At 72.8% G+C, this 24778-nt stretch carries 23 protein-coding genes and 1 pseudogene; 8 read left to right on the top strand and 16 right to left on the bottom strand.

Translation table 11 applies throughout. The features are described 5' to 3' along the window. Nucleotides 1-2: 2 nt before the first annotated feature. The 3 genes from CIK06_RS26315 to CIK06_RS26305 all read left to right on the top strand — a co-directional run bounded on the left by CIK06_RS26315 (nucleotide 3) and on the right by CIK06_RS26305 (nucleotide 2819). Complete coding sequence (locus CIK06_RS26315) at nucleotides 3-740, top strand: alanyl-tRNA editing protein (RefSeq protein ID WP_095567057.1); 738 nt, start codon at nucleotides 3-5, stop codon at nucleotides 738-740. A gap of 141 nt (nucleotides 741-881) precedes the next feature. Further along, nucleotides 882-1466 carry a SigE family RNA polymerase sigma factor gene (locus CIK06_RS26310; protein ID WP_095567056.1) on the top strand — a complete coding sequence of 195 codons (585 nt, stop codon included), beginning with the start codon at nucleotides 882-884 and terminating at the stop codon, nucleotides 1464-1466. A 3-nt stretch (nucleotides 1467-1469) separates the two neighbouring features. Next, nucleotides 1470-2819: a hypothetical protein gene (locus CIK06_RS26305; protein WP_095567055.1), complete on the top strand. Its 1350-nt coding sequence runs from the start codon at nucleotides 1470-1472 to the stop codon at nucleotides 2817-2819. A gap of 249 nt (nucleotides 2820-3068) precedes the next feature. On the opposite strand, the gene CIK06_RS32655 is transcribed toward CIK06_RS26305, so the two are convergent. The 13 genes and pseudogenes from CIK06_RS32655 to CIK06_RS26240 form a co-directional block, all read right to left on the bottom strand. After that, nucleotides 3069-4964: a M1 family metallopeptidase gene (locus CIK06_RS32655; protein WP_095567054.1), complete on the bottom strand. Its 1896-nt coding sequence runs from the start codon at nucleotides 4962-4964 to the stop codon at nucleotides 3069-3071. A gap of 145 nt (nucleotides 4965-5109) precedes the next feature. After that, a complete protein-coding gene (locus CIK06_RS26295; RefSeq protein WP_095567053.1) occupies nucleotides 5110-5892 on the bottom strand; it encodes a trans-aconitate 2-methyltransferase in 783 nt (260 codons plus the stop codon). Between the two features lie 313 nt (nucleotides 5893-6205). Beyond that, nucleotides 6206-6632 (bottom strand): annotated as a pseudogene (locus tag CIK06_RS32650) (ABC transporter ATP-binding protein); the annotation flags it as partial. Between the two features lie 98 nt (nucleotides 6633-6730). Beyond that, entirely contained in the window at nucleotides 6731-7831 is a 1101-nt protein-coding gene (locus CIK06_RS26285) for an iron ABC transporter permease (protein WP_095567052.1), read from the bottom strand. After that, the gene (locus CIK06_RS26280; RefSeq protein WP_095567051.1) at nucleotides 7828-8928 is read right to left on the bottom strand and encodes an ABC transporter substrate-binding protein; all 1101 of its coding nucleotides are present in this window, start codon (nucleotides 8926-8928) and stop codon (nucleotides 7828-7830) included. Before CIK06_RS26280 ends, CIK06_RS26285 begins: the two co-directional genes overlap by 4 nt. 219 nt (nucleotides 8929-9147) lie before the next feature. Beyond that, nucleotides 9148-10395: an MFS transporter gene (locus tag CIK06_RS26275; protein ID WP_095567050.1), complete on the bottom strand. Its 1248-nt coding sequence runs from the start codon at nucleotides 10393-10395 to the stop codon at nucleotides 9148-9150. A gap of 26 nt (nucleotides 10396-10421) precedes the next feature. Continuing rightward, on the bottom strand, nucleotides 10422-11735 hold the full coding sequence (locus tag CIK06_RS26270) for an opine metallophore biosynthesis dehydrogenase (protein WP_095567049.1): 1314 nt from the start codon (nucleotides 11733-11735) through the stop codon (nucleotides 10422-10424). A gap of 31 nt (nucleotides 11736-11766) precedes the next feature. Then, a complete protein-coding gene (locus CIK06_RS26265; protein ID WP_095567048.1) occupies nucleotides 11767-12558 on the bottom strand; it encodes a class I SAM-dependent methyltransferase in 792 nt (263 codons plus the stop codon). A 43-nt stretch (nucleotides 12559-12601) separates the two neighbouring features. Next, nucleotides 12602-13417, bottom strand: a complete 816-nt coding sequence (locus tag CIK06_RS26260) for a diaminopimelate epimerase (protein WP_157756956.1) — start codon at nucleotides 13415-13417, stop codon at nucleotides 12602-12604. Nucleotides 13418-13744: 327 nt separating this feature from the next. Continuing rightward, complete coding sequence (locus CIK06_RS26255) at nucleotides 13745-14317, bottom strand: response regulator transcription factor (RefSeq protein ID WP_232534380.1); 573 nt, start codon at nucleotides 14315-14317, stop codon at nucleotides 13745-13747. A gap of 68 nt (nucleotides 14318-14385) precedes the next feature. Then, nucleotides 14386-15699, bottom strand: coding sequence for a sensor histidine kinase (locus tag CIK06_RS26250; protein WP_232533876.1), 1314 nt, complete (start codon nucleotides 15697-15699; stop codon nucleotides 14386-14388). 29 nt (nucleotides 15700-15728) lie between these two features. Further along, a complete protein-coding gene (locus CIK06_RS26245; protein WP_095567045.1) occupies nucleotides 15729-16463 on the bottom strand; it encodes an ABC transporter permease in 735 nt (244 codons plus the stop codon). Nucleotides 16464-16478: 15 nt separating this feature from the next. Beyond that, nucleotides 16479-17387 (bottom strand): ABC transporter ATP-binding protein, encoded by a 909-nt coding sequence (locus tag CIK06_RS26240; protein ID WP_095567044.1) that lies wholly within the window; start codon nucleotides 17385-17387, stop codon nucleotides 16479-16481. A 256-nt stretch (nucleotides 17388-17643) separates the two neighbouring features. On the opposite strand from CIK06_RS26240, the gene CIK06_RS26235 reads away from it, so the two are divergent. Both CIK06_RS26235 and CIK06_RS26230 read left to right on the top strand, forming a co-directional pair. After that, complete coding sequence (locus tag CIK06_RS26235) at nucleotides 17644-18447, top strand: EI24 domain-containing protein (RefSeq protein ID WP_232533875.1); 804 nt, start codon at nucleotides 17644-17646, stop codon at nucleotides 18445-18447. A 3-nt stretch (nucleotides 18448-18450) separates the two neighbouring features. Next, on the top strand, nucleotides 18451-18966 hold the full coding sequence (locus CIK06_RS26230; protein WP_095567043.1) for an O-acetyl-ADP-ribose deacetylase: 516 nt from the start codon (nucleotides 18451-18453) through the stop codon (nucleotides 18964-18966). An 18-nt stretch (nucleotides 18967-18984) separates the two neighbouring features. Here the strand turns inward: CIK06_RS26230 and CIK06_RS26225 are convergent, their stop codons facing one another. Beyond that, nucleotides 18985-19746, bottom strand: a complete 762-nt coding sequence (locus CIK06_RS26225) for a maleylpyruvate isomerase family mycothiol-dependent enzyme (RefSeq protein ID WP_095567042.1) — start codon at nucleotides 19744-19746, stop codon at nucleotides 18985-18987. 124 nt (nucleotides 19747-19870) lie between these two features. Here CIK06_RS26225 and CIK06_RS26220 point away from each other — a divergent pair, with 124 nt between their 5' ends. After that, the gene (locus tag CIK06_RS26220; RefSeq protein ID WP_232534379.1) at nucleotides 19871-20908 is read left to right on the top strand and encodes a UDP-N-acetylmuramate dehydrogenase; all 1038 of its coding nucleotides are present in this window, start codon (nucleotides 19871-19873) and stop codon (nucleotides 20906-20908) included. A 13-nt stretch (nucleotides 20909-20921) separates the two neighbouring features. Here the strand turns inward: CIK06_RS26220 and CIK06_RS26215 are convergent, their stop codons facing one another. Next, complete coding sequence (locus tag CIK06_RS26215) at nucleotides 20922-21719, bottom strand: SAM-dependent methyltransferase (protein WP_095567040.1); 798 nt, start codon at nucleotides 21717-21719, stop codon at nucleotides 20922-20924. A gap of 12 nt (nucleotides 21720-21731) precedes the next feature. After that, on the bottom strand, nucleotides 21732-22496 hold the full coding sequence (locus CIK06_RS26210) for an SDR family oxidoreductase (RefSeq protein ID WP_095567039.1): 765 nt from the start codon (nucleotides 22494-22496) through the stop codon (nucleotides 21732-21734). A 162-nt stretch (nucleotides 22497-22658) separates the two neighbouring features. Between CIK06_RS26210 and mshA the strand changes: the two genes are divergently transcribed. After that, nucleotides 22659-24029 carry a D-inositol-3-phosphate glycosyltransferase gene (mshA, locus tag CIK06_RS26205; protein ID WP_095567038.1) on the top strand — a complete coding sequence of 457 codons (1371 nt, stop codon included), beginning with the start codon at nucleotides 22659-22661 and terminating at the stop codon, nucleotides 24027-24029. 157 nt (nucleotides 24030-24186) lie between these two features. Then, complete coding sequence (locus CIK06_RS26200) at nucleotides 24187-24732, top strand: YbjN domain-containing protein (protein ID WP_095567037.1); 546 nt, start codon at nucleotides 24187-24189, stop codon at nucleotides 24730-24732. Nucleotides 24733-24778: the final 46 nt, after the last annotated feature.

The following is a 24778-nucleotide window of genomic DNA, read 5'->3' as shown; positions in this document are numbered from 1 at the left end:
CCATGGGCGTCACCCGGCACGGCCACACCCACCGGCTCGACCTCGCCGACCCCACCCTGCGGGAGTGGGGGTGCACGGTGGTCTCCAGCGACCCCGAGCAGGGCATCGTGCTGGACCGCTCGGCGTTCTACCCGGGTGGTGGCGGACAGCCGCCGGACCACGGGGTGCTGCTCTGGCAGGGCGTACAGACCCGGATCGTGGGCACCCGCAGGGGTGACGAGCTGTACCTGATCCCGGCCGAGGACGATCCGCTGCCGCCGGCGGGTACGGCCGTGACCGGGGCGGTCGAGGACGGGCGGCGGACGCTGCTGATGCGTACCCACTCGGGCCTGCACGTGCTGTGCGGCGTGGTGTTCCGGGACTTCGGCGCGCTGGTGACCGGCGGAAACATGGAGCCGGGCGAGGCCCGGATGGACTTCAACCTGCCCGAGGTGCCGCCGGACTTCAAGGCCCGGATCGAGGAGTTGGTCAACACCGAGGTCACCGCCGACCGCTCGGTGGCGGTCCGGGTGCTGCCCCGGGCCGAGGCCCTGGCGTTGCCGGACATCATCCGCACCCAGTCCAACCTGATCCCACCGGAGGAGCAGGAGGTCCGGATCGTCGACATCGTGGGCCTGGACGTGCAGGCCGACGGCGGTACGCACGTCGCGTCCACGGCCCAGATCGGCAGGGTCCAGGTGGTCAAGGTGGAGAGCAAGGGCCGGGCCAACCGCCGGGTCCGGGTACGCCTGGCCGGCTGAACTTCGCAACTCGATCGCCCGTCGGGCTCGCCGAGGTGAGCCGGGTTCCTGAGCTGAACCGAAATTCTCGGCGCCGCGCTCAACCTTTCCGGGCGTGCCCGGGTCTTCCTCAGCGAACAGAACGGATGCGAGGAGGGCAGGGTGGCCGACGACGGGTTCCGCGAGTTCGTCGAGGTCCGGTACGCGGACCTGCTGCGGACGGCGTACCTGCTCACCGGCTCCCGGCATGCGGCCGAGGACCTGGTGCAGAGCGCGTTGATCCGGGCGATGCGCCGGTGGTCGCGGGTCGAGGAACCGATGGCCTACCTCCGGCAGATCATGGTCAACGAGCGGGTGAACCTGTGGCGCCGGCTGAGTTCCCGGGAGTTCCTGGCCGGGGTGACGGGTTCCTGGCGGCTGCGCGACGCGCCGGCCCGCGACCTGGCCGAGGACGTCGCGCAGCGCGACGAGGTGCTGGCCGCGTTGCGCGGCCTGCCGCCACGGATGCGGGCGGTGCTGGTGCTGCGCTATTGGAACGACCTCAGCGAGGCTCAGATCGCCAGCACCCTCAACTGCTCGGCCGGGTCGGTGAAGAGCCAGTTGTCCCGCGGGCTGGCGCGGTTGCGCAGGGCGCTTTCTCAGCCTGGCGACCCGCCCGGCAACGGCCCGTTCCCGAGCGATCCGATCCGTCCGGTCGGACGGCAGTCGGATCCGCAGACATCCGTCGGAGCGAGCGGGAAGGTGTGAACGGTGGACGATGAACTGCGACAGGCGCTTGCCGGACTGGCCGAGCCGGTCGTGCCGCGTCCCGACCCGTACCGGCGGCTGCTGGCGCGGGTACGGCGACGCCGGCGGCGGGTTGCCCTGGCCGCGGTGGCAGGATTCGCAGCAGTGCTGACGGCGGTGCCGGTACTCGGCGGTGGAGGGCTCACGGACCTGCGACGGGCGGCCGCATCACCGGCACCGGGCAGGTACCAGCCGCCGAGCCGAATCGACACGCCGATGGTCCGACGCCTGCTGGATTCGCCGACCCGGGGCAACCTGGCCGACGACTACGCGCTGATCGCCGAGATCGAGCGGCGATATCGGGACGCCCGGGTGAGGCTGCTGGTCGATCCGGCGCTGGATCGGGTCAGGGTGCTGTTCGCACAGGACGTCTCGGGGACGCGGATCGTGGTGGTGGCGTTCCGGAACGAGAATCAGGCGGTGATCCGTACCGGTTGGGGCGCCCCGGGCGCCTCCGGCGCCGACCTGGTGAACGAGACCGGTACCCCGGATCAGGCCCAGGAACTGACAGCCGTCGTCTACGGCCGCCGATGGTCGGCGGTCGCGGACCGGGACGGTGTCGCGTTCGGCCTCGCCCCGGCGGGGTGCGTCGCGGAGACCTCCAGCAACGGGCAGATCACCGAGTCCGGTTCGGTGGCGCGGACCTGGCACGCCACGTCGGGTGACGGCTTCCTGACCTGGTACGCGGGACAGCCGGACGCGCGGTGGCGGTTCAGTTGCGACGGTGCCGTCCGGTACGCCGGTCCGGCCGTGCCTGCTGAAATGCGGGTCGCGATTCCCTTGGCGGTAGCCACCGCTCAAGGCGGCCCGGACACCGGAGCAATTGCGATGACCGTCCTGTCCGAGAGGATGTCGAAGGCTGGCCTGAGCGGCGGGGCCGAGCCCCAGCTGGTGTGGGCGGGACGGCTGCCGGACTGGTCCGTCGGCGGCCCCGGGGCGGTGCTGGTCCGCTCGTGCTTTCCCACCGGGGGATGCGCCGGGCTGCTGCGGACCGGAGTCGCGGGATCACCGACCGGCACGTGGGATACGTCGGGGATTGGCCAGCCCGACCTGATGGTGGTGCGGCTGCCCGGGGTGGGTGCCGCGGGGGTGCTGGTGGCCGGCCCGCCGGCGGCTGCCCGCGCGGAGTTGCTGGACGAGCGGGATGATGTGCTGGCCGGCGGTGATCTCGACGCCGGGGCCGGTGCGCTCCTGGTGGATCCTCGGCAGGTCGTCCGGGTGCGGCTCTATGACCAGGTGGGATCGCTGGTGCGCGATGTGCAGGTACGGCCGCAGGTCGCGGCGAGCAACTTCGGCGAGCCGGACATCCGCTGATGACGACCAAGGGCCACCACGTTGTCGCATCGGGCGTCGGCGATGATGGTGGCGCGGCTGCTCGCGTCCCGGTCACCCGTCAAGCGAACCGCGACCACCAGGAGGTGTGCCACCTTGAGGGCCACGACCACCGCCCGGACTCTCGGTGTACGCGAAAATTGGGAACCTGTGGCTGGCGATGACTGACTCGCGGGCGCTGCCGTAACCGGTCCCCGGCCGGAGACGTCTCCGGCCGGGGACCGGCGGACCTCAGCCCTGCACCCGGTGGGTGCTCCAGAAGGAGGTCAGGTCGGTGCTGGTGGCGGCCTGGGCCGCGGCCTTGAAGTCTGCCACGGTCGAGATGCCGTACCAGTGACTCTGCGCGTAGTTGCGCATCATGGTCGTCATGGCGGCGTCACCCAGCAGGCGACGCAGGTCGTGCAGCACGCACTTGCCGTACGTGTAGATGACCGTCGAGTAGCGGCTGGAGTGGGTGTCCCAGTAGCTCATCGGGTTGGTGATCATCTCGGCGGACGAGGACCACCGGACGTTGTTCCAGCAGTTCGTGCCGGTGATCCCGCGTTGCAGGTCGGTGGCGTAGTCGGTGAAGCCCTCGTCCAGCCACGGGGTGTTGTACTCGTCGTCGCCGACGATGCCGTAGAACCACTGGTGGCCGAGTTCGTGGACGACGGGGGTGACGCTGGGCTGCGAGAGCACGAAGCCCGGGTACTCCATGCCGCCGAACCAGAAGTTGTTGTGCAGCACCAGGTCCACCTCACCGTACGGGTAGGCGCCGAACCGCGAGCCGTGGCCGTCCATCGCGGACGCCGCGGTGGACTGCATGCTCGCCGCGGTGCTGCTGGAGACGCCGGAGGTCCACCAGGTGTTGACCTTCACCCCACCGGACGAGGTGGTGGTGGAGCGGTTGAACGGCCCGGCACCCCAGGCGAACTCGCGGACGTTCGTGGCGGTGGCGGTGGTGACCGTACGTCCGGACGAGCCGGGCGTGTCGGTGGCGGTGCCGGTGGCCGGCGTGAGGACCGTGCTCGGGTGGTCGAGCGCGACGGTGTAGTTGCTGGCCAGCTGGTAGAAGCTCTCCCCGTTGTTGGTGTACGGGTCGAGGTGCCAGCCGCTGCCGTCCCGGACCGCCAGCACCGGCAGCGCGTTGCCGATGAAGCTGTACGACCCGTCCCGGCCGAACCGGTCGCTGCCGTTGGGTACGGCGATCGACAGGTCGAAGCCGATGGTCGCGGTGCCGCCCTGGGCGAGCGGCGAGGGCAGTGTCACCTTCAGCGCGGTGCAGCCGACCTCCAGCGCGCCGGCGGTGCCGCCGGTGACGTTGCTGACCCGGATCGGCTGGTTGCCGGGGCAGCTGCCGTGGTAGTTGTCCCACAGCCGAAGGTAGACCTCGGCCAGCGCCACCGCCGACGGGTTGCTGAACCGGATGCTCTCGTGGCCGCTCCAGTTCGCGCCGGTCGAGTCGCTGGTCAGGTTGACGGTGTAGGTGCCCTGGTTGGGCGTGCGGGTGGCGTCCGTGCCGCCGCCGCCACCGTCGCCGGAGACGGACAGTGCGAGGTCGTCCAGCACGAAGCTGGTTTGCAGGCTGGCGTCCTCCACCCCGGTGAAGCTGAGCGTCGCGGACTGGCCGGCGTATCCCGACAGGTTGAGGGTCCGCTGGACGTACCCGCTGGCGGCGTCCAGGTTGGAGTAGGTGGCCAGGGTGGTGTCGCCCAGCTTGACGGTGAGCCGGTCGTACGCCGTGGATCCGGTCTCGGCGGTGTCGATGTGCAGCCAGAAGCTGAGGGTGGCGGTGGTGCAGTCGGCCGGCAGGCTGACCGCCTGGGACAGCGTGTCGGTGTGCCGGCGGCCGTACCCGTCCAGCCAGGCAACCTGGCTGCCGCCGTGGGCCGGTTGCTGCGTGAAGCTGCCGATCACACCCGATGCGGCGGTCCAGGAGGTGCCGCCGCTCTCGAAGCCGGGGTTGCCGAGCAGTTGGCCGGGCGTACACGCCGCCGCCAGGCCGCTGGCCTGGCCGGTCGTGGTGGTGGCCTGGCCGGTGGTGGGGGCGGCGGTGGCGGGTTGGGCGGCCAGCGCCGGCAGGCCGGCGGTGACGATCGCGAGGACGGCGGCGGCACGGATTCTCCGCCGGAGTCTGGTACGGACCATGGGGCAGCTCCTGAGGTTGGGAGGCGGCGCCGGAAGATCGGGTTATATCTACCCACGCCGATGTTTCTGAGCAGAGACAACCATGAACCGATCGGGGCCGTCAGCGGCCGTTCGGCCGATGGCGCAACCGCCTCGCCACGTACCGTTATCTGAGGCCCGCGATGATCCGTTCCTGGAGGTCCTGCCAGACGATGCCGGCCTCGGCGAAGCCCGCGTCCTGTAGGGCGGCCTCGTGGAAGTGGTGGGTGGCCATCGCCCAGTCCCGTGCCCCTTCGGGCCAGAGCGTCGCGCGCAGGGCGAACGCGTCGGCGAGCGCCGGCTCGGCGGCCGCGGCGTCCCACCACGCCTCCCAGGACTCCGCGCCGGCTCCCAGCGCGCGGTTGCGTCGGTGCAGAGCCAGGGCGTCGCACGCCTGCCGCAGCCGGCTCTGCGCGGGGTGGGGTAGGTAGTCCGCGTTGAGCAGGACCCCGCCGGGGCGCAGCAGTTCGTACGCCCGGCGGTAGGTCGCGACGAGGGTGGCCGGGTCGAGCCAGTGCAGGGCGGTGCTGGAGAGCACCGCGTCGAAGGTGCCGGCGGCGCTGTCGGCGCCGAGCGCGGCGGTCCAGTCCGGGTCCCGCAGGTCGGCCCGCACCCAGCGGAGACGGCCGTCCACGTCCCCGAGGGCGCCCCGGCCGATGGCCAGCAGGACGGGGTCGATGTCGACGGCGACCGATCGTGCCTTGGGCAGCCGGTGCAGCAGGCGGGCGCTGATCGCACCGGGTCCGCAGGCGAGATCGAGGACGGTGGGGTCGTCGCCGGGTCGCAGGTGGGTGAGCACCTCGAACATCACGTCGTAGACCCGGTCCCGATGCTCGATGTAGACGGTCTGCTGGGCGTCCCAGCGGTCGAGCAGCTCGCGCCACGGGCCGGCCTGGTCGCGGATGGTCACGGGACTTCCTCCCTGAGCGCCGGTACGGGTGTCGCGGCCGGGTCGGTGTCGTCGGACCCGGTGTCGGGCAGGCGGGAGAAGCCGAGGTGCACTCGCCCGGTGTCCGGGTCGACCCAGCGGTGTGACCGGACCCCGAAGACCTCGGCCACGAGGCCCGGGGTGAGCACCTGCTCCGGCGGCCCGTGGGCGACGACCCGTCCGCCGTGCACGATGTAGAGGCGGTCGCAGTGCCCGACCGCCAGGGCGAGGTCGTGCATCACCGTCAGGGTGGTGACGCCGGTCGCCCGGATCAGGGCGAGCAGTTCCAGTTGGAACCGGATGTCCAGGTGGTTGGTCGGTTCGTCGAGCACCAGCAGCCGTGGTTGCTGGGCCAGCGCCCTGGCCAGCAGGACCCGTTGCTTCTCCCCACCGGAGAGGGTGTCGAAGTCCCGCCCGGCGAACGCCCGCATGCCGGTCCGGTCCAGGGCCTGTTCGCAGATCCGCCGGTCCGTGCCGGTGTCCCGGTCCAGCGCCCGCTTGTGCGGGTTGCGGCCCATGGCGACCACGTCGGCCACCTTGAGGGTGAAGTCGGCCCCGGTCTCCTGCACCACCACGGCGGTGCGCTGCGCGGACTCCCGGGCGCTGATCTTCCACACGTCGCTGCGGTCGACCCGTACCGCGCCGACGGCCGGTCGCAGGGCGCGGTAGATCACCCGCAGCAGCGTGGACTTTCCACTTCCGTTCGGGCCGACGATGCCCACCAACTCCCCGGCACCGACCGTCAGGCTCGCCCCGGACACGATCGGGGTGTTGCCCAGGGTCACGGACACGCCGTCGACGACAACCCTCGAGTCGCTGGTCACCCGAATCGTGCCTCCCGACCCGCCTCGCGTTGGCGCAGCATCCAGATGAAGAACGGCACCCCGAATATCGCGGTCACGATCGAGAGCGGCAGGTCGGTCGGGGCCAGCACGGTACGGGCGGCGAGGTCCATCAGGACGAGGAAGGCCGACCCGGTCAGCGCGGCCACGGGCAGCAGCCGCCGGTGGTCCGCGCCGACCAGCATCCGGCAGGCGTGCGGGATGATCAGTCCGACGAACGCGATCGCGCCGCTGACCGCGACCATCACGCCGACCAGCAGCGACGTGACCACCAGCATCCGCATCCGGAACCGGGACACGTCCAGCCCGAGCGAGACGGCGGTCTCCTCGCCGGCAAGCAGCGAGTTCAGCGGTCGCGCCTGGGTGAGCAGGTACAGCGTGCCGGCCAGCACACCGGCCGCGGGAATGCCCACGTCGTGCCACTGCGTCGCGCCCAGGCTGCCGAACAGCCAGACCAGCACGCCCTGTACGTCGTACGGGTTCGCGTGCAGCAGGAGCAGCCCGTAGAGGGCCTGGAACAGGTACGCCAGCGCCACCCCGGCCAGGATCAGCCGGAAGGGGGTGACCCGTCCCGCGCGGTTGGCCAGCAGGTAGACCAGCAGGGTGGCGATCAACGCACCCACGAACGCCGCCGAGGACAGGCCCAGCCCGGCGACGGCCGAGGCGCCGAGCACCAGCACCAGTACGGCGCCGAAGGCGGCCCCCGAGGAGACACCGAGCAGGTACGGGTCGGCCAGGGGATTGCGGACCACCGCCTGCAGGACGACGCCGACCACCGCCAGTCCCGCCCCGACCACCGCGCCGAGCAGGGCACGGGGCAGCCGGATCTGCCACACGATCTGGGCGAACACCGGGTCGCGCGGCTTGGCGAACCAGGCCGGGGAGAGGTGGTAGAGCACGGTCTGCACGGTGTCGCGTACCGGGATCCGCACCGGGCCGAGGCAGGTCGCCAGGATGACCGCGGCCAGCACGGCGGCGCCCAGGGCGAGCAGGATCACCGCCCGGCGGGCCGGTCCGGACGCGACCCGGGTGATCGGGGTCGCGTCCGTCCGATCGGTGTCCGGCGCCAGCGCGGTCATGTCCCGGCCGCGGAGGTGGCCGGCGACCCGGCCGGCTGGTCGGCGAAGGCGTCCGGGTGCAGCGCCCGGGCCAGGTTCTCGATCACGTCGACGTACCGGATGCCCGGGGTGTTGGCCGTGTCGTAGGTCAGGCCGAACCGTCGGTCCTTGCTGGCCTGCATCTCCGGGAAGGTGCGGAACAGGTAGTCGGCCTTGGCCTGCGCGTCCTGGTCGTAGTTCGGGCTCGCGTCGACCAGGAAGAAGTCGGGATTCTTCGCGGCCGCCGTCTCCCGGGAAACCTCAAGGAAGCCCCGGCGCCCGCCGCCGATGTCGCCGAACACGTTCTTTCCGCCGGCCAGCCGGATCATCTCGTCGACGTACGCGTCGCGGGTGCCGGTGTAGATCGGACCCTCGCCGCCGTAGTAGAAGAACACCGGCACCGGCTTGCGGCCGGCGACCCGGTGCTGCACGTCGGCGACGCGCGCCTTCAGCCGGTCGGCCAGGGCGTTCGCCCGGTCCTCGATGTCGAAGATGACGCCGAGATCCTTGAGGGCCCGATAGGTGAAGTCGACGCGGATCGGCTCCTCGTTGGGGCACACCAGGGCGTACACGTTCGCGCCGATGTTCTTGAGGTCGTCGACCGTGGCCAGACCCGAGGCGAGTTGTTCGGGTCCGCCGTACTCGGAGTTCACGTACGCGAAGAGCAGGTCGGGCCGCAGCGCGAGCATCTCCTCCTTGCCGACCGGTACGTAGCTGTCCGGGCTCTTGTCCGGGACGCGCGCGAAGTCGGCGGCCTGCTCGGGCAGGGGGTCGTCCATCGGCTTGATCTGGGCGATGGCCCGATCGCCCAGTCCGAGCTCGAAGAAGAGCTCGGCCGCCGGCTGGAAGCCCAGATAGACCCGGCTGGGCGCCTTGTCGAACGTCACCTTGCGTCCGCAGTTCTCCACCGTCACCGGGTAGTGCCCGGATGCCGCCGAGGAGGACTGCGCCGTCGTCGGGTCGTCGTCCACGGCGCACCCGGCGACCAGGACGGTCAGCAGCGCAAGCGCGGCGACGGGCGCCCGCCGGGTCGGCCGACCCCTGCCGGCCGGCGTCGCGATCCTCGGGCGACCATTCATGAACCAACCTCCAGCGTCTCGTCACGACCCCGATAGCGGGGAACGGACCGGCCGTCGCGGGGACCGGACCGGGGCCGGACCGGCCGTCGCCGGGGCCGCAGCGGCCACCGGCGCGTCCGCGATCGGGCACCTCGTATGTCGCCCGGCCCGGGTGCCGAGTTCCGCCGGAGCTGCTTTGTGATCGGCATCACACCATCGGGTCACCCGTCGGCGGGGGCGTCACGGGCTGCCCCGCCGGACGGTGAGGGCGGCGCCCAGGGACAGCGCGGTGAGCATGCCGAAGACGGCGGCGGCGCCCGGGTAATCCGCCGCCGCCAACCCGGCACCGCCGGCCGCGGCGCCGAGGAACAGCCCCAGGCTCATCCCCGAGGCGTTGACGCTCAGCGCCGCGCCGCGCAGTTCCCCGCCGCGGCGTACCAACAGCGTCACCACCGCGGCCACCCCGATCGCGTGGCTGGCCGACAGGACCGCCGTGGCGACCAACGCCAGCGGCAGCACCGGCGCCCAGAAGACCCCGAACAGCGAGACCAGCGCCAGGACCAGGAAGACGCGCAGCGCGCGAACGGCCCGCCGATCCGAGTCGACGGTGTTCAGGAGGCGCCCGGCGAACAGGTTGCCGAAGAAGAACGATCCGCCGCTGAGGGTCCAGACAAGGGCGAACGCGCTCGGCGACAGGCCGTACCGGTCGGCGTAGAAGGCGGCCAGGTATGCCAGATACCCCTGGAACGCGCCGGCCTGGCCGAACGAGACCACGAACAGGGCGCGGGCGCCCGGCACCGCGGCCAGCGTCCGGAGCGACGCGAGGTAGCCGCGCCGCGGGGTCGCCTCGCCGGGCGCGGCGGGCTCGGGCCCCGGCCGCAGCAGCAGCGGCGTGACGGCCGTCGCGACCACCGCGATCGCCACCAGATCCCCCCGCCAGCCCCACCAGAGGGCGGGCAGCGCGACCAGGGGCGCGACCAGGGTCGCGGCCAACGTCTTGGCCGCGGTCACCAGGGTCGCGGCGCGGACCGCGGTCGGCGTCGTGCCGAACCGGTCCGCCGCGACGGTCCCCAACGCCGGATAGAGCATGGCGTTCGAGGCCCCGACCAGCAGGCAGAACACCGCCAGCGTGGGTACCCGGGCGATCGTCGCGACCAGTGCCGTCCCGGCGAGCAGCACCAGGGCCGCCGCGGCCATCCGGCGGGGAGCGACCGGCCCGATCAGCGGCGCCACGGCGATGCCCACCAGCACCGCGCCGATCCCGCCCAGGCCGCGGAGCGCACCGACCACCGCGTCGCTCTCCCCGGCGGCGTCGGCGATCGGCACCAGGAACGTGCTGAACACGGTGAACGGCAACAGGCCCAGTACGGAGGCCACCAGGGCCGGCCAGATCGCGCCGGCGATGCGCCGGTCGCTCGGCAGCGCGCCCGCGGCGACCGGGACGGTCCCGGGAGCCGGTGGGGAGGCCGCCCCGTCGACCGCTGCCATGCCGCCGTCCTGCCGACCGGTCCTGCTCAATTCGCCGCCACCCGCCGCGTCGTGGAGATCTCGTCACAGATCATGTCCAGGTCCGCGCGGAAGTCGCGTACCAGGAACGCGTCGGACAACGACTCGCCGGCCAGCGCCCGGGCGGCCTCGCCGATCCTGCGTTCGTAGCGCGCGATCAGTCGGTCGACGGTCGGGCACGGCGAGCCGAGGTGGCGGGCGACGCCCTGGATGATCTTCGTGCGGTAGTAGTCTTCCTTCGGCATTCGGGGGACCTCCCACCGTCCCGCGCCGTCGACGAAGGTGTGGCGAATCGGAATCGCGGAGAAGTCGAAGTACCTGCCGGCCTGGTCGGGCTCGGAGAACGGGTCCACGAGCAGCGAGGCGTAGCGGACGTAGACCAGGTACTCCTGGTGTATCGCGGGCAGTTTCTCGAAGCGCTCGATGTCCTGCCGGGATATGCTCTCGGGCCGCACCGGGTAGCTGTCGTCCAGCATGAACTGGAGCAGGTTCACGCCGCTGTGTCCCATGGCGTTGACGATCCCCGTCAGTTCCTTCCACTGGCACACCATCTCGTTGACCAGGGTCGGTGTTATCGGGCCTTCCGGGAAGAGCTTGTACACGTACCTGACGGGCTCGGGGTCGCCGAAGACGGCCGCCAGCGACACGTCGTTCATGAAGAGCGCGGGGTGGACGTAGAGCGAGATGTTCCGCGTCTCGGCGTCCATCGGGGACGCCATGGCCGCCAGCGTGATGCCCGACCGCTCGTGCAGCTCGCGCAGCAGCTCCACCTTCGTCGAGCCCGGGGAACTGGAGCCGACGTACAGCCGCCGCTTGACTCCGGCGGTGAGCGCGCGACTCGACGGGGCGCCGGTGTGCCACCGGGTGTCACCCAGATAGCTGGAGAAGCTGATGACCTCGGCCGCCGACCCGCGACCGCGCAGGTAGTTGCGGACCAGGCTGTTGGACCCGAAGGTCGGCGAGACCAGTACGACGCAGCCGAGGCGTTCGATGACCGTGCCGTCGATGCCGTCGAGCACCGCGGTGTACGCGTCCGCCGTGACCGCCAGGACAAGCGTCTCCCATTCGCCCCGCACCGTGGCGTAGCCCTGGAACAGTTCGTCGATGACGCACTCGCCGGCCAGCACGCGATGCTTGTCGTTCTGCACGTCCACCCGGACCCTGTTGTTGTTCTTCCCGGCGTCCGCGAAGAATGCCGCCGAGCGGACGGAGGTCCGTCCGGCGATCCCGACCGGGCAGCCCAGCCGGTTTTTCAGCAGAACCGCGAGCTGGAGCGTGGTCGGTCCGGTTCCCGCGATCAGGACCCGCTCGAAGTCGTGCATCCGATTTCCGCCCTCTGAGACTGTGAATTGGCTATACCTTGGCGTACCGCGCGATGTCGAAAATCTGGTCGGGTCGGAGGATCCTCTCGACCAGCCGCCAGTCGGTCCGGTCGACCTCCAGCATGGGATAGTTGAACAGCGACTTGAGATGATCGCCGTACCGGATCGCCACGATCACGTCGTCGCGGGTGCGTGCGTGAACCGCGCTCAGCAGGTCGTACTTCGCCCGGACGGTCGAGCTGAAGATGATGTGCGAGGCATGGGCGGTGAACGCGAGTTCCTCCACCGGTGTGTTCTCCAGCCTGATGTCCAGGTCCCGGCCCAGCATGTCGAGGACGCGTCGCCCCAACTCCACCGCCTCGGCGTCGATGTCGACGCCGACCACCTGCGCCCCGGTGCGGGTGGCGATGTGCAGCGGCGTCATCGGAAAGGATCCGCAGCCGACGAGCAGTACCCGGGAGGAGGACGTGATCCGGCACATCCGGAACTCCTCCTCGATGCAGGACTCGACGTTCTCGAAATAGCTGTCCGTCTCGGCCCGGCCGTTCAGGAGGTTGAGCGCCCGGTACTTCTCGATGATCGCGGCGCACTGGGCCGAGCGGACTCGCAGGTCGTCCACCAGGACGGCGAACTCGGCGGTCCCGCCGCCTTCGAGCCGCGCCCACGGTTCCTGGTTCCGCTCGTCCGTCACGAAGCTCGAATAGTCGCCTATGACGCTCTCCAGCTCCGCCGCGTGGCGGGTCGTCCCGTCGTACTTCGACACCAGCTCGACGAACCTGTCCGAGAATCGGACCAGCGCCCGACGAAATTCTGTGACGTCCATCGTTTCGCTCCAGCCTGGATCGGGATGAGGTCACCGGCATCGCCTAGATGTACGCCTTGCCTTCGGCAACGATCCGCACCGAACCCTCGACCGCGATCTCCGACAGCCCGCCCGATCCGTAGCTCGCCCGCACGTTCATCGTTCCGCCGGGCTGGACCACGCTCGTCGCGACATCGGATCCTCTCTTCCAGGCCAGGTACGCCCCCAGCGAGCCGGCCCCGGACCCGCAGCCCCGTTCCCAGGTCATGCCGCCCAGTGCCGGGATGTGCACCAGCGGTGCCAGGTGGTTCGATCCGGGGTCGTACACCATGACGCCAACCAGCGGCGCGTTCGCCATTTCGCCCAGGCGGGCGGCCAACGCCTGGGCCGCCTCGCGGGCCGCGGGATCGATCCTTTCCACCTCGACCACGGCGTGCGTGCAGTTGTCGTAGACGACCAGGGCGTCCGCCCGGCCGACCTCGCCGATGGTGGCGCTGCCCCGCACCGTCCGGGGGATCGGCATCGTCAGCCGACACGAATAGTCGAGCCGGCCCCGCACGACCCGACAGCGGACCGGCCCGGCGGCCCCGGACGCCTCCAGCGTCACGTCCACGGACTGGTCGACCGGCAGCCGCCGCTCGGACGCGACGAGCGCGGCCAGCGCCATGCAGGCGTTGCCGCAGAACTCTCCGGCCGCCATGTGCAGGCCGGCGTCAGCCGCGGTCGAGGTGGGCTGTCGGATGAATCCGACCTGCTCGGCGTGCACGCTTCCGTAGGACATGAGGCGCAGCGCGATGTCCCGGTACTCCTCGACCGAGTGTTCGGTTCTGACCAGGACGGTCATGTTCTCCGTCGGGCTCAGCTTCACGAACTCGATCACGCGGCCGGCCACCGACCGCCCGTCGGCGGCAGCGCGCCGGGCCGACGCGGCTTCGGCTGGTCGTTCGGCGGCGGCGGCGCCTTCCGCCGAGGATGCTGGCCGGCTGGCGTGAGCGCACGGGCGTCCCATCAGACCTCCCCAGGTCGGTCAAGCCGGGCGCCGGCAGGAACGCCCCGGTTGGCGGGGCGCATCGCGGCTACCGTTCGCGCATGGTCACCGTGTGATGACAGTGGATAGTCGGCTGAGCCGGGCCAGGGGTTCCCGGGTCGACGGTGTGACCGAGGCCACATCTACGCGGGCGCTCGGCCGGTCGCCTCCGGCCGGCGGTCAGCCGCCGGGGCTGAGCAGGCCGCGCTCGAAGGCGACCGCCACGGCCGCCGCCCGGTCGTTCACCCCCAACTTGCCGTACGCGTGCAGCAGGTGCGTCTTCACGGTGGCCTCGCTGATGAACAGGTCGGCGGCGGCTTCCCGGTTGCTCCGCCCCCGGGCCACCAGGGTGAGCACCTCCAGCTCGCGCGGGCTCAACGGCTCCTGGGCGGGGGCGCGCAGCCGGCCCATCAGCCGGCCGGCCACCGCGGGGGACAGCACCGACTCCCCGCGGGCGGCGGACCGCACCGCGCGGACCAGGTCGTCGCGCGGGGTGTCCTTGAGCAGGTAGCCGGTCGCCCCCGCCTGGACCGCCGGCAGCACGTCGCTGTCCGTGTCGTACGTCGTCAGCACCAGCACCCGGGCGGTCAGCCCGCGCCGGGCGAACTCCCCGATGGCGGTCACCCCGTCCATCCCGGGCATCCGCAGGTCCATCAGCACGACGTCCGGGCGTACCGCCTCGACCACGGCGACCGCCTCGGCGCCGTCGCCGGCCTCGCCGACCACGGCGAAGTCGGGGTCACCGGCGAACATCCCGCGCAGACCGTCCCGGACCACCGGGTGATCGTCCACGATGACCAGTCGTACCGGGTGCGGGCCGGTCACGACGACTCCCCGGCGAGCGCCGGCACCGAGGCCGAGATGGCGGTGCCGCCGCCCGGCTCCGATTCGATCTCCAGCCGTCCGGCCACCCGGTCGATCCGCTGCCGCATGGCGGTCAGGCCGAAGCCGCCGTCCGGGTCACCCGGCCGGTCCGCGCCGCCGGCTCCCACTCCAACCGCGCCGCCGGCTCCAACCCTGGCGCCGACAGCCGTCGCGAATCCCCGGCCGTCGTCCCGGACATCCAGCGTGACCTGGTCGTCCATGTACGACAGGGTCAGCCCGACCCGGGTCGCCCCGGCGTGCTTGGCCACGTTGGTCAACGCCTCCTGCGCGGTACGCAGCAGCGTCACCTCGATCTCCGGATGCACCCGGCGCACCGTACCGGTGGTGGTGAGCCGGCCCGGCACGCCGTACCGGGCGGACCAGCGCGCGACCAGATCGGCCAGCACGTCGGGCAGCCGCCCGGTGTCGAGCTGCTCCGGACCGACCGCCCGGACCGAGCGGCGGGCCTCGGTGAGGCTCTCCCGGGCCAGCCCGGTGGCGGTCTCCACATGCCGTTGCCAGTCGCCGCGGCGGTCCCGGGCCTGTTCGGCGGCCTCCAACTGGGTGATGATGCCGGCGAGTCCCTGCGCGATGGTGTCGTGGATCTCCCGCGCCAGCCGTTGCCGCTCGTCCAGGATCCCCGCCTCCCGGGCCTGGGTCAGCAACTGGGCGTGCAGGCCCTCGTTCTCCCGCATGGTGACCGCGAGCTTGCGGTTGGCCTCGGCGAGTTCGTCGATGATGACCTTGCGGCGCTGGTTCTGCCGCGAATTGAGCAGACCGAACCAGCCGACCGCGCTGGCCAGCATCAGGTTGAACAGCACCACGAGCAGCCACAGCACCGCCGTCCGGCCGTCCCTGGGCGGGCCGCCGGCCTGCGCGGTGCCGCTGATCATGGCGGTGCCGGCCAGCCCGGCCAGGATCCACCGTCCCGGCAGCATGGAGAAGGCCAGCGGATAGCCCACCCAGGCGAAGAACGCGTACCAGGGGCAGAGCAGCACCAGGACGGCGGCCGAGGCCATCAGCCCGGCGTAGTAGCCGGCGGCCAGCAGGGGCCGGTCCGGCCGCCGGGCGACCAGGCCGCCCAGCAGGAACACCCAGCCGACAACCCAGGCGGAGATCGCCATCAGCACGGCCGCCGGCGCCTGCCCGGGGGTGGGTACGGCGAGCGCCAGCACGGTGGACACGGCGAGCGTGCCGGGCGGGATCAGCCGGTAGGCCAGCCCTTCCCAGCGGCGCCACACCTCCCACCGGTCGACATCCTGCGCATGCACGATGACTCGCCCACTTCCGACGGATTCGCTCACTCCCAGCGGAACAACCGGGCCGCGGTGCCGCCGGCGACCACGGTGACCAGGGCCATTATGACCAGCGGAAGGGGCCGCGGCGAGGTTCCGGTCCAGGCGTCGAGCAGGGCCCGTACGCCCGGCGGGGTGTAGTCGCCGATCCGGACCAGGAGGTCCGGAAGCAGGAACCGGGGCAGGTACACGCCGCCGAGGAACATGATCGGGATGAACATCGCGGCGGCGACCCCGCCGGCCGCCCGGCCGCTGCGTACCACCGCCGCGGCCAGCGTGCCCAGCGACAGCAGCGCGGCCGCGCCGAGGACGAAGGCCACCGCGAACCCGAGCGGATGCCGGGGCAGCGGCACGCCGAACGCGAGCCGCCCGACCGCCACGACCAGGGCGGCGCTGACGATCATGGCGCCGAGGGTGAGCAGCAGTTGGGCCGCGAGCAGGGCGACCGGGCTGACCGGGGTGGTGGACAGCCGGCGCAGCACGCCGCGCTCCCGGTAGCCGGCCAGCGTCTGCGGCAGGAGGTTGACCCCGGTCATGGCCAGGGAGACCACCAGCAGGGAGGGCGCGAAGTACGTGATGAAGCTCTGCCCGCCGAACGTCGGGTCGGGTCTGCGCAGCGCCGGGATGAGGCCCAGCACCACCAGGATCAGCACCGGCAGCCCGACGCCGGTGATGACGGCCGCCGGGTCGCGGAGGAAGAGTCGGGTCTCGACGGCCAGGATGCGGCGCAACGGTCTCATGGGATGCCTCCGGGGTCAGTTGTCCAGGGTCCGGCCGGTCAGCTCGACGAACGCGTCGTCGAGGCTGCCCTGCTCCAGGCGCAGTTCGGCGGCGATGATCTGGTGCCGGGCCAGCACCGAGGTGACGGCGTGCAGCACGTTGCCGGTGCCGGCGACCACCACCTGACCGCCGGTCCGGGTCACCGAGGTGACCTCGGGCAGGTCGGCGAGCAGCGCGTCGTCCAGCGCCGCGGAGGGGCGGAACCGGATCCGCTGTTCGGGCGCCACCCGGGCGACCAGCCCGGCCGGGCTGTCCAGGGCCACCAGCCGGCCCGCGTCGATGACCGCCAACCGGTCGCAGAGCCGCTCGGCCTCCGCCATGAAGTGCGTGACCAGCAGGATCGTGACGCCCCGGTCCCGTACCTGCTCGATCAGCTCCCAGGTGTCGCGCCGGGCCTGGGGGTCCAGCCCGGTGGTCAGCTCGTCCAGGATCGCCACCTGCGGGCTCCCGATCAGGGCCAGCGCGATGGACAGCCGCTGCTTCTGCCCGCCGGAGAGCCGCTTGTACGCGGTGTCCCGCTTGTCGGCCAACCCGAGCTGGTCCAGCAGTTCGCGCCAGTGCGCCGGCCGGCGGTAGAACGAGGCGTACAGCTCAAGCGCCTCGCCCACCCGCAGCCGGTCCGGAAGCTGGCTCTCCTGGAGCTGGACGCCGAGTCGCTGACGCAGTTCGACCCGGTCGCGCCGCGGGTCCAGGCCGAGCACCGAGACGGCGCCCGAGTCCGGGACCCGCAGCCCCCCGATGCACTCCACCGTGGTGGTCTTCCCCGCGCCGTTGGGTCCGAGGATGCCGAAGATCTCACCCGGCTCGACCCGGAACGAGACGTCCCGGACGGCGACCTGTCCGCCGTAGCTCTTTCGCAGGTCGGTGACCTCGATGACGGACACAGCGCCTCCCGGTACTCGTGCAGTGCTGTCTCCAGCATCGCGGCGCGGATCCCGGTGCGAATCGAACGGCCGGCGACACCGGTCACCGGCCGCCGGTGGACCGCCGCATCCACCAACCGGTTGACCGCGGGCACCGTCGCGGGACCGTCGCGGGACCGCCGCGAGGGCGTCGCGGGACCGCCGCGAGGGTCCGGGGCGTTCCGGCGCACAACGGCCGCGCTGCCGAGAGCGACGCCGGTCGCTAGGCTGACCCCTCGTGAACGCGCGTACCGCCACCGCCGCGGCGACGGCCGCCGCCACCGGCCCGGCCCGGCAGTTCCTCTCCGGCGTCGGCCTGCTGCTGCGCGGCCTCGGCATGTACGCCCGCAACCCCGGCCTGATCCTGCTGGGCATCGTGCCGGCGCTGATCTCCGCGGCCCTGTTCGTCGCCGCGTTCGTCACCCTCGCGTACTTCGCCACCGACCTGGCCGCGCTGGTGACCCCGTTCGCGGACAACTGGTCGGCCGGCCCGCGCGGCCTGGCCCGTACGGTCGCCGGGCTGGCGCTGCTCGGCGTGGGCGGCCTGCTCAGCGTGCTGCTCTTCACGGCGGTCACGCTGGCCATCGGCGACCCGTTCTACGAGAAGATCTCCGAGTGGGTGGAGCGGCGCTGCGGCGGGGTGCCGGACGCCGTGGAGGTGCCCTTCTGGCGGTCGCTGCGGCGCAGCGTCGCCGACTCGGTCCGGCTGGTCGCGGTCTCCCTGCTGGTCGGCGTGCCGCTGTTCGCGGCCGGGTTCGTGCCGCTGCTCGGGCAGACGGTCGTACCGGTGCTGGGGGCGCTGGTCGGCGGCTGGTTCCTGGCGCTGGAACTGGTGGGCGGGCCGTTCTACCGGCGCGGGATGCGGCTGCCGGACCGGCGGCGGGCGCTGCGTGCGCACCGGCCGCAGGCCCTCGGCTTCGGCACCGCGGTCTTCGTGGCGTTCCTGATCCCGCTCGGTGCCGTGCTGCTGACCCCGGCGGCGGTGGCCGGGGCCACCCTGCTGGCCCGGCGCACGCTCGGGCAGCCCGTCGAGGGTGCGTGAGCCGTGGAGATCACGCTGGTCGAGGGCGACATCACCGAGCAGCGGGTGGATGCCATCGTCAACGCGGCGAACTCGACGCTGCTCGGCGGCGGCGGGGTGGACGGGGCGATCCACCGGCGCGGCGGCCCGGAGATCCTCAACGAGTGCCGCCGGCTGCGCGCCGCCCGGTGCGGCCGTGGCCTGCCCACCGGGCAGGCGGTCGCCACCACCGCCGGTGAGCTGCCCGCGCGCTGGGTCATCCACACCGTCGGCCCGGTCTGGTCGGCCGAAGAGGACCGCTCGGCGCTGCTGCGGGACTGCTACGCCAACAGCCTCCGGGTCGCCGCCGAGCTGGGCGCCGGCAGCGTGGCCTTCCCGCTGATCTCCGCGGGCATCTACGGCTGGCCGGCGCAGGACGCGGTGGCGCAGGCGCTCACCGTCCTGCGCGACGCCGCACCGGCCGGGGTCGGACAGGCGCGGCTGGTGCTGTACGACCGGGCGACGCTGGACCTGGCCGAGCGGGTGTTCCGGGCCGGCTGACGCCGGCCCGGGGCCGCCTCAGCGGATCCGCAGCCCCCGCAGCAGGGCGGCGTCGCCGCTGATCTCCAGCACGTCGAGGTCGACCCGGCCGTAGAGAGCCAGCAGCAGGTCGCTGGCGCTGCCGACGGCGTGCACCCGGGCGTGGTGGTCGTCGTCGTCCAGGATCGTGTCGGTGTCCAGCAGCGCGACGCCCTCGCCGCGCAGCCGCAGGAACCACTCCTGGCCCGCGTCCACCGCGACCAGTTGGGCGACGCCCTGCCACGGGCCCGGATCCTGACGCCGGCCGGCGGGCAGCCAGGTGTCCAGCACCTCGCTGACCCCGTCGGCGGCGAGCTTGGCCTCGATCGGCTCGGCCGCGGCCAGCGCCATCTGGGCGTCCCACCGGTGTACGGCGGTCTCGTGCGCCATCCGGCGGTGCCAGAAGGCCGCCTTCTTGGGCTGGGGCGCCCAGTTCCAGGCCGGGGCCTCCGGGTCGAGCCCTTCGAGCTGGGCGAGCAGCCGGTCGTACGCGTCCTGCCACCACTGCACGGCCCCGGTGCCCTCCGGTGGCGCGTCGTCGGTGTTGCGGGCCGGCGGCGCAGCGGTGACGCCGCGGGCGACGTGTTCGCTCACCCAGCCGTAGACGCCCGCGAGGTGCCGGGCGAGGTCGTCGGTTGTCCAACCGGGGCAGGACGGCACGGGTGTCTCCGGCGGGGCCTCGGCGACGGCGGCCCGGAACGCCGGACCCTCCGCGCGCAGGGCTCCGATCCAGAAGTCCTTGGTGCCGTGCAGTCTGCTCATCGCGATCCTCCCGGACGACCTGCCCACCGGCCGGTGGCGAGGCTGTCCATCAGCCTAGGGTGAAGGTGTGCGAGACGTTAGTGCCCAACCGCCACCCGCCGCAGACCAGGTTTCGGCGGAGCCGCTGGCGAGGTACACCACGCTGGGCCTCGGGGGCGCGGCCCGCCGGACGTTGGTGGCCGAATCTTCGGACGAAATTGTACAAATGGTACGAGAGGCCGAGCTGGCCGGCGAGCCGGTCCTGCTTCTGGCCGGCGGCAGCAACGTGGTGATCGGCGACGCCGGATTCCCGGGCACCGTCGTCCTGATCCGCTCCGGCGGGGTGCGCACGGTCGCCGAGACGGCCGGGACGGTGACGCTGCGGGTCGCGGCCGGCGAACGCTGGGACGACCTCGTGGCGCGGACCGTCGCGGAGGGCCTGTCCGGCTGCGAATGCCTCTCCGGAATCCCCGGATCGTGCGGCGCCACCCCGATCCAGAACGTCGGCGCGTACGGGCAGGAGGTGGCCGAGACGGTCGCCGCGGTCGAGGCGTACGACCGGGTGGCCGGGGAGGTGGTCCGGATGACCGCGGCGGAGTGCGGCTTCGCGTACCGGTCCAGCGTCTTCCGGCACAGCGACCGCTGGGCGATCCTGAGCGTGGACCTCACCCTGGCCCGCTCGCCGCTGTCCACCCCCATCCGGTACGCCGAACTGGCCCGGCGGCTCGGCGTGCAGCAGGGCGAGCGGGTGGAACTGGCCCGCGCCCGCGAAGCGGTGCTGCAGCTGCGGGCCGGCAAGGGCATGGTGCTCGACCCGGCGGACCCGGACACCCGCTCGGCCGGCTCGTTCTTCACCAACCCCGTGCTGGACGGCCGGGCGTACGAGGCGCTGCGGCAGCGGGCCGCGGACGCCGGCCTGGGCGAACCGGCGTCCTGGCCGGGCACCAGCGGGGTGGTCAAGGTCAGCGCCGCCTGGCTGATCGAGCGGGCCGGCTTCGGCAAGGGCCACCCGGGGCCGGGCGGGGTCGCCATCTCCTCGAAGCACACGCTCGCGCTCACCAACCCGACGGGCACCTCGACGGAGGCGCTGCTCGGGCTGGCCCGGGAGATCCGGGCGGGGGTGCGGGACCGGTTCGGGGTGACCCTGCACCCCGAGCCCATCATGATCAACTGCGCACTCTGACCGCCCGGCCGGGTCAGGCCGCCAGCGCCGACCAGTCCACGGTCACCTCGCCGAGCCGCCACCGGTTCGGCCGGTCCAGCACCGGCCAGCCGGCCGCCCGGACCGCGCCCACGCAGCGCAGCCAGCGCTGCCGGGGGCCGAAGGCCGCGTACGGCGCCGCGTCCCGCCACGCCTCGTCCAGCGCCCGCAGCAGGGCGTGCACGGCCGTACCCGGCACGTTGTGGTGGATCAGCGCCTTGGGCAGCCGTTCGGCCAGCGAGGCCGGGCTGTCGAGGTTGGCCAGCCGGGCCGCCAGGGTCAGCGACCGCGGGCCGCGGTCGTCCAACAGCACCCAGCAGGCCAGCCGGCCCAGCTCGTCACAGGTGCCCTCGACCAGCAGGCCGCCCGGGGCGAGCGCGCCGGTCATCGTCAGCCACGCCGCGCGCACCGCCGACTCGTCGTACTGGCGCAGCACGTTGCAGGCGCGGACCACCACGGGCCGCAGGCCGGCCAGCTCGAACCCGCCCCGGAGGAAGGTCAACCCGGGCGGGTCCGCGGCCGGTTCGGCGGCGGCGACGCGTACCGGATCGATCTCCAGCCCGACCACCCGGACGTCCGGCCGGACCGCGGCGGCCAGCCTGGCCCGCAGCTCGACCGCCGTGACCGGGGAGGCGCCGTAGCCCAGGTCCACCACCAGCGGATCGGCCGCGTCCCGCAAGGCGCCGGCGGCCCGGTACGCGATCCAGTTGTCCACCCGGCGCAGCCGGTTGGGATTGGTGGTGCCCCGGGTCACCGTGCCGACCGGCCGCCCGGGGCGCTGGTGGGCGTTGATGGCACCGTCCCCTCAGCCGACCCGGTGCACCTTGTGCTGGGCGGCCTGGGCCAGCGGGCGGACCACCAGCCGGTCGACGTTCACGTGCTGCGGCCGGGTGGCGCACCAGGCCACGCAGTCGGCGATGTCGTCGGCGACCAGCGGGTCGGGCACTCCACGGTAGACCTGCTCCGCCTTCTCCGGGTCGCCGCCGTAGCGGCGCAGGCTGAACTCCTCGGTGCGGACCATCCCCGGGTCGATCTCGACCACCCGGACCGGGCGGCCGCACAGCTCCAGGCGCAGCGTCTCGGCCAGCGCCGTCTGCCCGTGCTTGGCCGCCGTGTAGCCGCCGCCGCCCTCGTAGACGATCAGGCCGGCGGTCGAGGAGATCACCACCACGGTGCCGGCACCCGAGGCGTCCAGCAGCGGCAGCACGGCCTGGGTCACCCGCAGCGTGCCCAGCACGTTGACCTCGTACATCCAGCGCCAGTCCGCGACCGCGCCGGTGGCCACCGGGTCCATCCCGCGCGCCCCGCCGGCGTTGTTCACCAGCAGGGTGACCGGGTGCGGCAGCCGGCCCGCCGCGGCGGCCAGCTCGGCGACCGACCCGTCCGAGGTCACGTCGCAGGTCACCGCGGTCGCCGCCCCGCCGGACGCCTCGATCTGGCGCACCAGCGCGTCCAGCCGGTCGGCCCGGCGGGCGGCGGCGAGCACGTGGAACCCTTCGGCGGCCAGCCGGCGGGCGGTGGCCGCGCCGATCCCGCTGGAGGCGCCGGTGACGATCGCGACGGAGGTCATCCCAGCATTGTTCCGCATCCGCTGGAATGAGCTGCGTCACGCCTCGGGGGATGCTGTCATGCATGCCTGAGCGTCGATCGGGAAGATGGCATACCGCGTCGAGGTTGACTCAGAGGGCGCCAGCCGTGCGCGTCATTCAGCCCCGCGACAGAAGGAGCGGACGTGGCGGAACTGCACAGCGGAGTGGCCCGGCAGCCCGACGGCAGCCAGCGGTGGCCGACGCCCCGACGCATCGCCGTCCTCTCCGTGCACACCTCCCCGCTGCACCAGCCCGGCACGGGCGACGCCGGCGGCATGAACGTCTACGTCGTGGAGGTGGCCCGGCGGCTCGCCGAGCGGGGCGTCGAGGTGGAGATCTTCACCCGGGCCACCGCCAGCGACCTGCCCGCGATGGTGGAGATGGCCCCCGGGGTGCAGGTCCGGCACGTCATCTCCGGCCCGTTCGAGGGCCTGTCCAAGGAGGAACTTCCGGCCCAGCTCTGCGCCTTCACCACCGGCGTACTGCGGGCCGAGGCGGCCCGCCCGCCCGGCTTCTACGACCTGATCCACTCCCACTACTGGCTGTCCGGGCAGGTGGGCTGGCTCGCCAAGGAACGCTGGGGGGTCCCCCTGGTGCACTCGGCGCACACCCTCGCGAAGGTCAAGAACGCCCGGCTCGCGGCCGGAGACCGGCCCGAACCCCGGGCTCGGGTGATCGGCGAGGAGCAGGTGGTGGCCGAGGCCGACCGGCTGATCGCGAACACCGCGGTGGAACGCCGGGACCTCGTCGACCGGTACACCGCCGACCCGCGGCTGGTGGCCGTGGTCCAACCCGGGGTCGACCTGGACCGGTTCCGCCCGGCCTCCACCGGCAGCGAAACGGCCGTCCGGACGGCCGCCCGGCGGCGGCTCGGGCTGCCCCAGCGCGGCGCCATCGTGGCGTTCGTGGGCCGGATCCAGCCGCTCAAGGCGCCGGACGTGCTGCTGCGGGCGGTCGCCGCGCTGCGCGAGCGGTCGCCGTGGCTGTTCGACGAGCTGACCGTGGTGGTCGCGGGCGGCCCCAGCGGCGCCGGGCTGGACCGGCCCACCGCGCTCATCGAGCTGGCCGCCTCGCTGGGCATCAGCCGCACGGTCCGGTTCATGCCCCCGCAGACCGGCGCCGACCTGCCGGCGCTGTACCGGGCCGCCGACCTGGTCGCCGTGCCGTCGTACAACGAATCCTTCGGCCTGGTGGCGCTGGAGGCGCAGGCCTGCGGCACGCCCGTGGTGGCCGCCGCGGTCGGCGGCCTGGTCACCGCGGTACGGGACGGGGTGAGCGGCCGGCTGGTGGCCGGACACGATCCACACGACTGGGCCGCCGTACTCGCCGAACTGCTGGCGGCGCCGGCCCTGCGGGCGGTCCTCGGCCGCGGCGCGGCCCGGCACGCGGCGGGCTTCTCCTGGGACCGGACCGCGGACAAGCTGATCTCGGTGTACCGGGAGGCGGTGGCCGAGCAGCGAGCCCGGCTGGCCAGCCGGCTGGCCGGCGACGCCGCCCTGGGCGCCCGCTGCTGAGCGTGGCCGCTGGCGCGTGGGCTCGGGCCGCCGCTGCTGGCGCATGGGCTCGGGCCGCCGCTGCTGGCCTGTGGGCTCGGGCGTTGTTGCCCCGCGGCCGGGCTCCGGTCGCCGGTGCTCACCGGCGGGGACGCGTCGGCTGGGGAACAATGATCGGATGACGACCACCGACTCCGCGCCCGCCCGGGTCGCCGCGCTCATCGAGCGGGTCTGCGCCGAGCGGGAGCTGCCGTGCGAGCCGACCGGCGAGCTGTCGTACGCGGTGACCCTGCCGGGCACGCACAAGCTGAAGACCGTGTGCAACCTGATCGTGGGCGAGCACGCGCTCCGGATCGAGGCGTTCGTGATGCGCCAGCCGGACGAGCGCCGGGAGGAGCTGTGGGCCTGGCTGCTCCAGCGCAACGCCCGGATGTACGGGGTGTGCTTCTCCATCGACACGACCGGCGACGTCTACCTGACCGGCCGGGTGGGGCTGTCCGGTATCACCGAGGAGGAGCTGGACCGGCTGCTCGGCTCGGTGCTCACGTACGCGGACGAGTCGTTCGACCCGATGCTGGAGATCGGCTTCGGCACCGCCATCCGGCGGGAGTGGGAGTGGCGGGTCAAGCGCGGCGAGTCGCTGGCGAACCTCCAGGCGTTCGCGCACCTCTTCGAGCCCTCCGCGGCGGATGATCGGCCGGCCGGAGGTTCAGACGCCGCCTGACGGGTATGCGGCGCCGGGTGACCCGTACCGGGTGGTGCGCGGTCAC

The sequence above is a fragment of the Plantactinospora sp. KBS50 genome, from assembly GCF_002285795.1.
GTDB lineage: Bacteria > Actinomycetota > Actinomycetes > Mycobacteriales > Micromonosporaceae > KBS50.
This window is presented reverse-complemented; position numbering and strand designations above follow the sequence as displayed.

What these genes read in the sequence shown, in the direction of transcription:
- CIK06_RS26245 (WP_095567045.1), bottom strand. Translation starts at nt 16,463, where the DNA reads ATGAGACCGTTGCGCCGCATCCTGGCCGTCGAGACCCGACTCTTCCTC.
- CIK06_RS26270 (WP_095567049.1), bottom strand. Translation starts at nt 11,735, where the DNA reads ATGCACGACTTCGAGCGGGTCCTGATCGCGGGAACCGGACCGACCACG.
- CIK06_RS26200 (WP_095567037.1), top strand. Translation starts at nt 24,187, where the DNA reads ATGACGACCACCGACTCCGCGCCCGCCCGGGTCGCCGCGCTCATCGAG.
- CIK06_RS26315 (WP_095567057.1), top strand. Translation starts at nt 3, where the DNA reads ATGGGCGTCACCCGGCACGGCCACACCCACCGGCTCGACCTCGCCGAC.
- CIK06_RS26280 (WP_095567051.1), bottom strand. Translation starts at nt 8,928, where the DNA reads ATGAATGGTCGCCCGAGGATCGCGACGCCGGCCGGCAGGGGTCGGCCG.
- CIK06_RS26275 (WP_095567050.1), bottom strand. Translation starts at nt 10,395, where the DNA reads ATGGCAGCGGTCGACGGGGCGGCCTCCCCACCGGCTCCCGGGACCGTC.
- CIK06_RS26210 (WP_095567039.1), bottom strand. Translation starts at nt 22,496, where the DNA reads ATGACCTCCGTCGCGATCGTCACCGGCGCCTCCAGCGGGATCGGCGCG.
- CIK06_RS32655 (WP_095567054.1), bottom strand. Translation starts at nt 4,964, where the DNA reads ATGGTCCGTACCAGACTCCGGCGGAGAATCCGTGCCGCCGCCGTCCTC.
- CIK06_RS26225 (WP_095567042.1), bottom strand. Translation starts at nt 19,746, where the DNA reads ATGAGCAGACTGCACGGCACCAAGGACTTCTGGATCGGAGCCCTGCGC.
- CIK06_RS26265 (WP_095567048.1), bottom strand. Translation starts at nt 12,558, where the DNA reads ATGGACGTCACAGAATTTCGTCGGGCGCTGGTCCGATTCTCGGACAGG.
- CIK06_RS26285 (WP_095567052.1), bottom strand. Translation starts at nt 7,831, where the DNA reads ATGACCGCGCTGGCGCCGGACACCGATCGGACGGACGCGACCCCGATC.
- CIK06_RS26255 (WP_232534380.1), bottom strand. Translation starts at nt 14,317, where the DNA reads ATGTTCGCCGGTGACCCCGACTTCGCCGTGGTCGGCGAGGCCGGCGAC.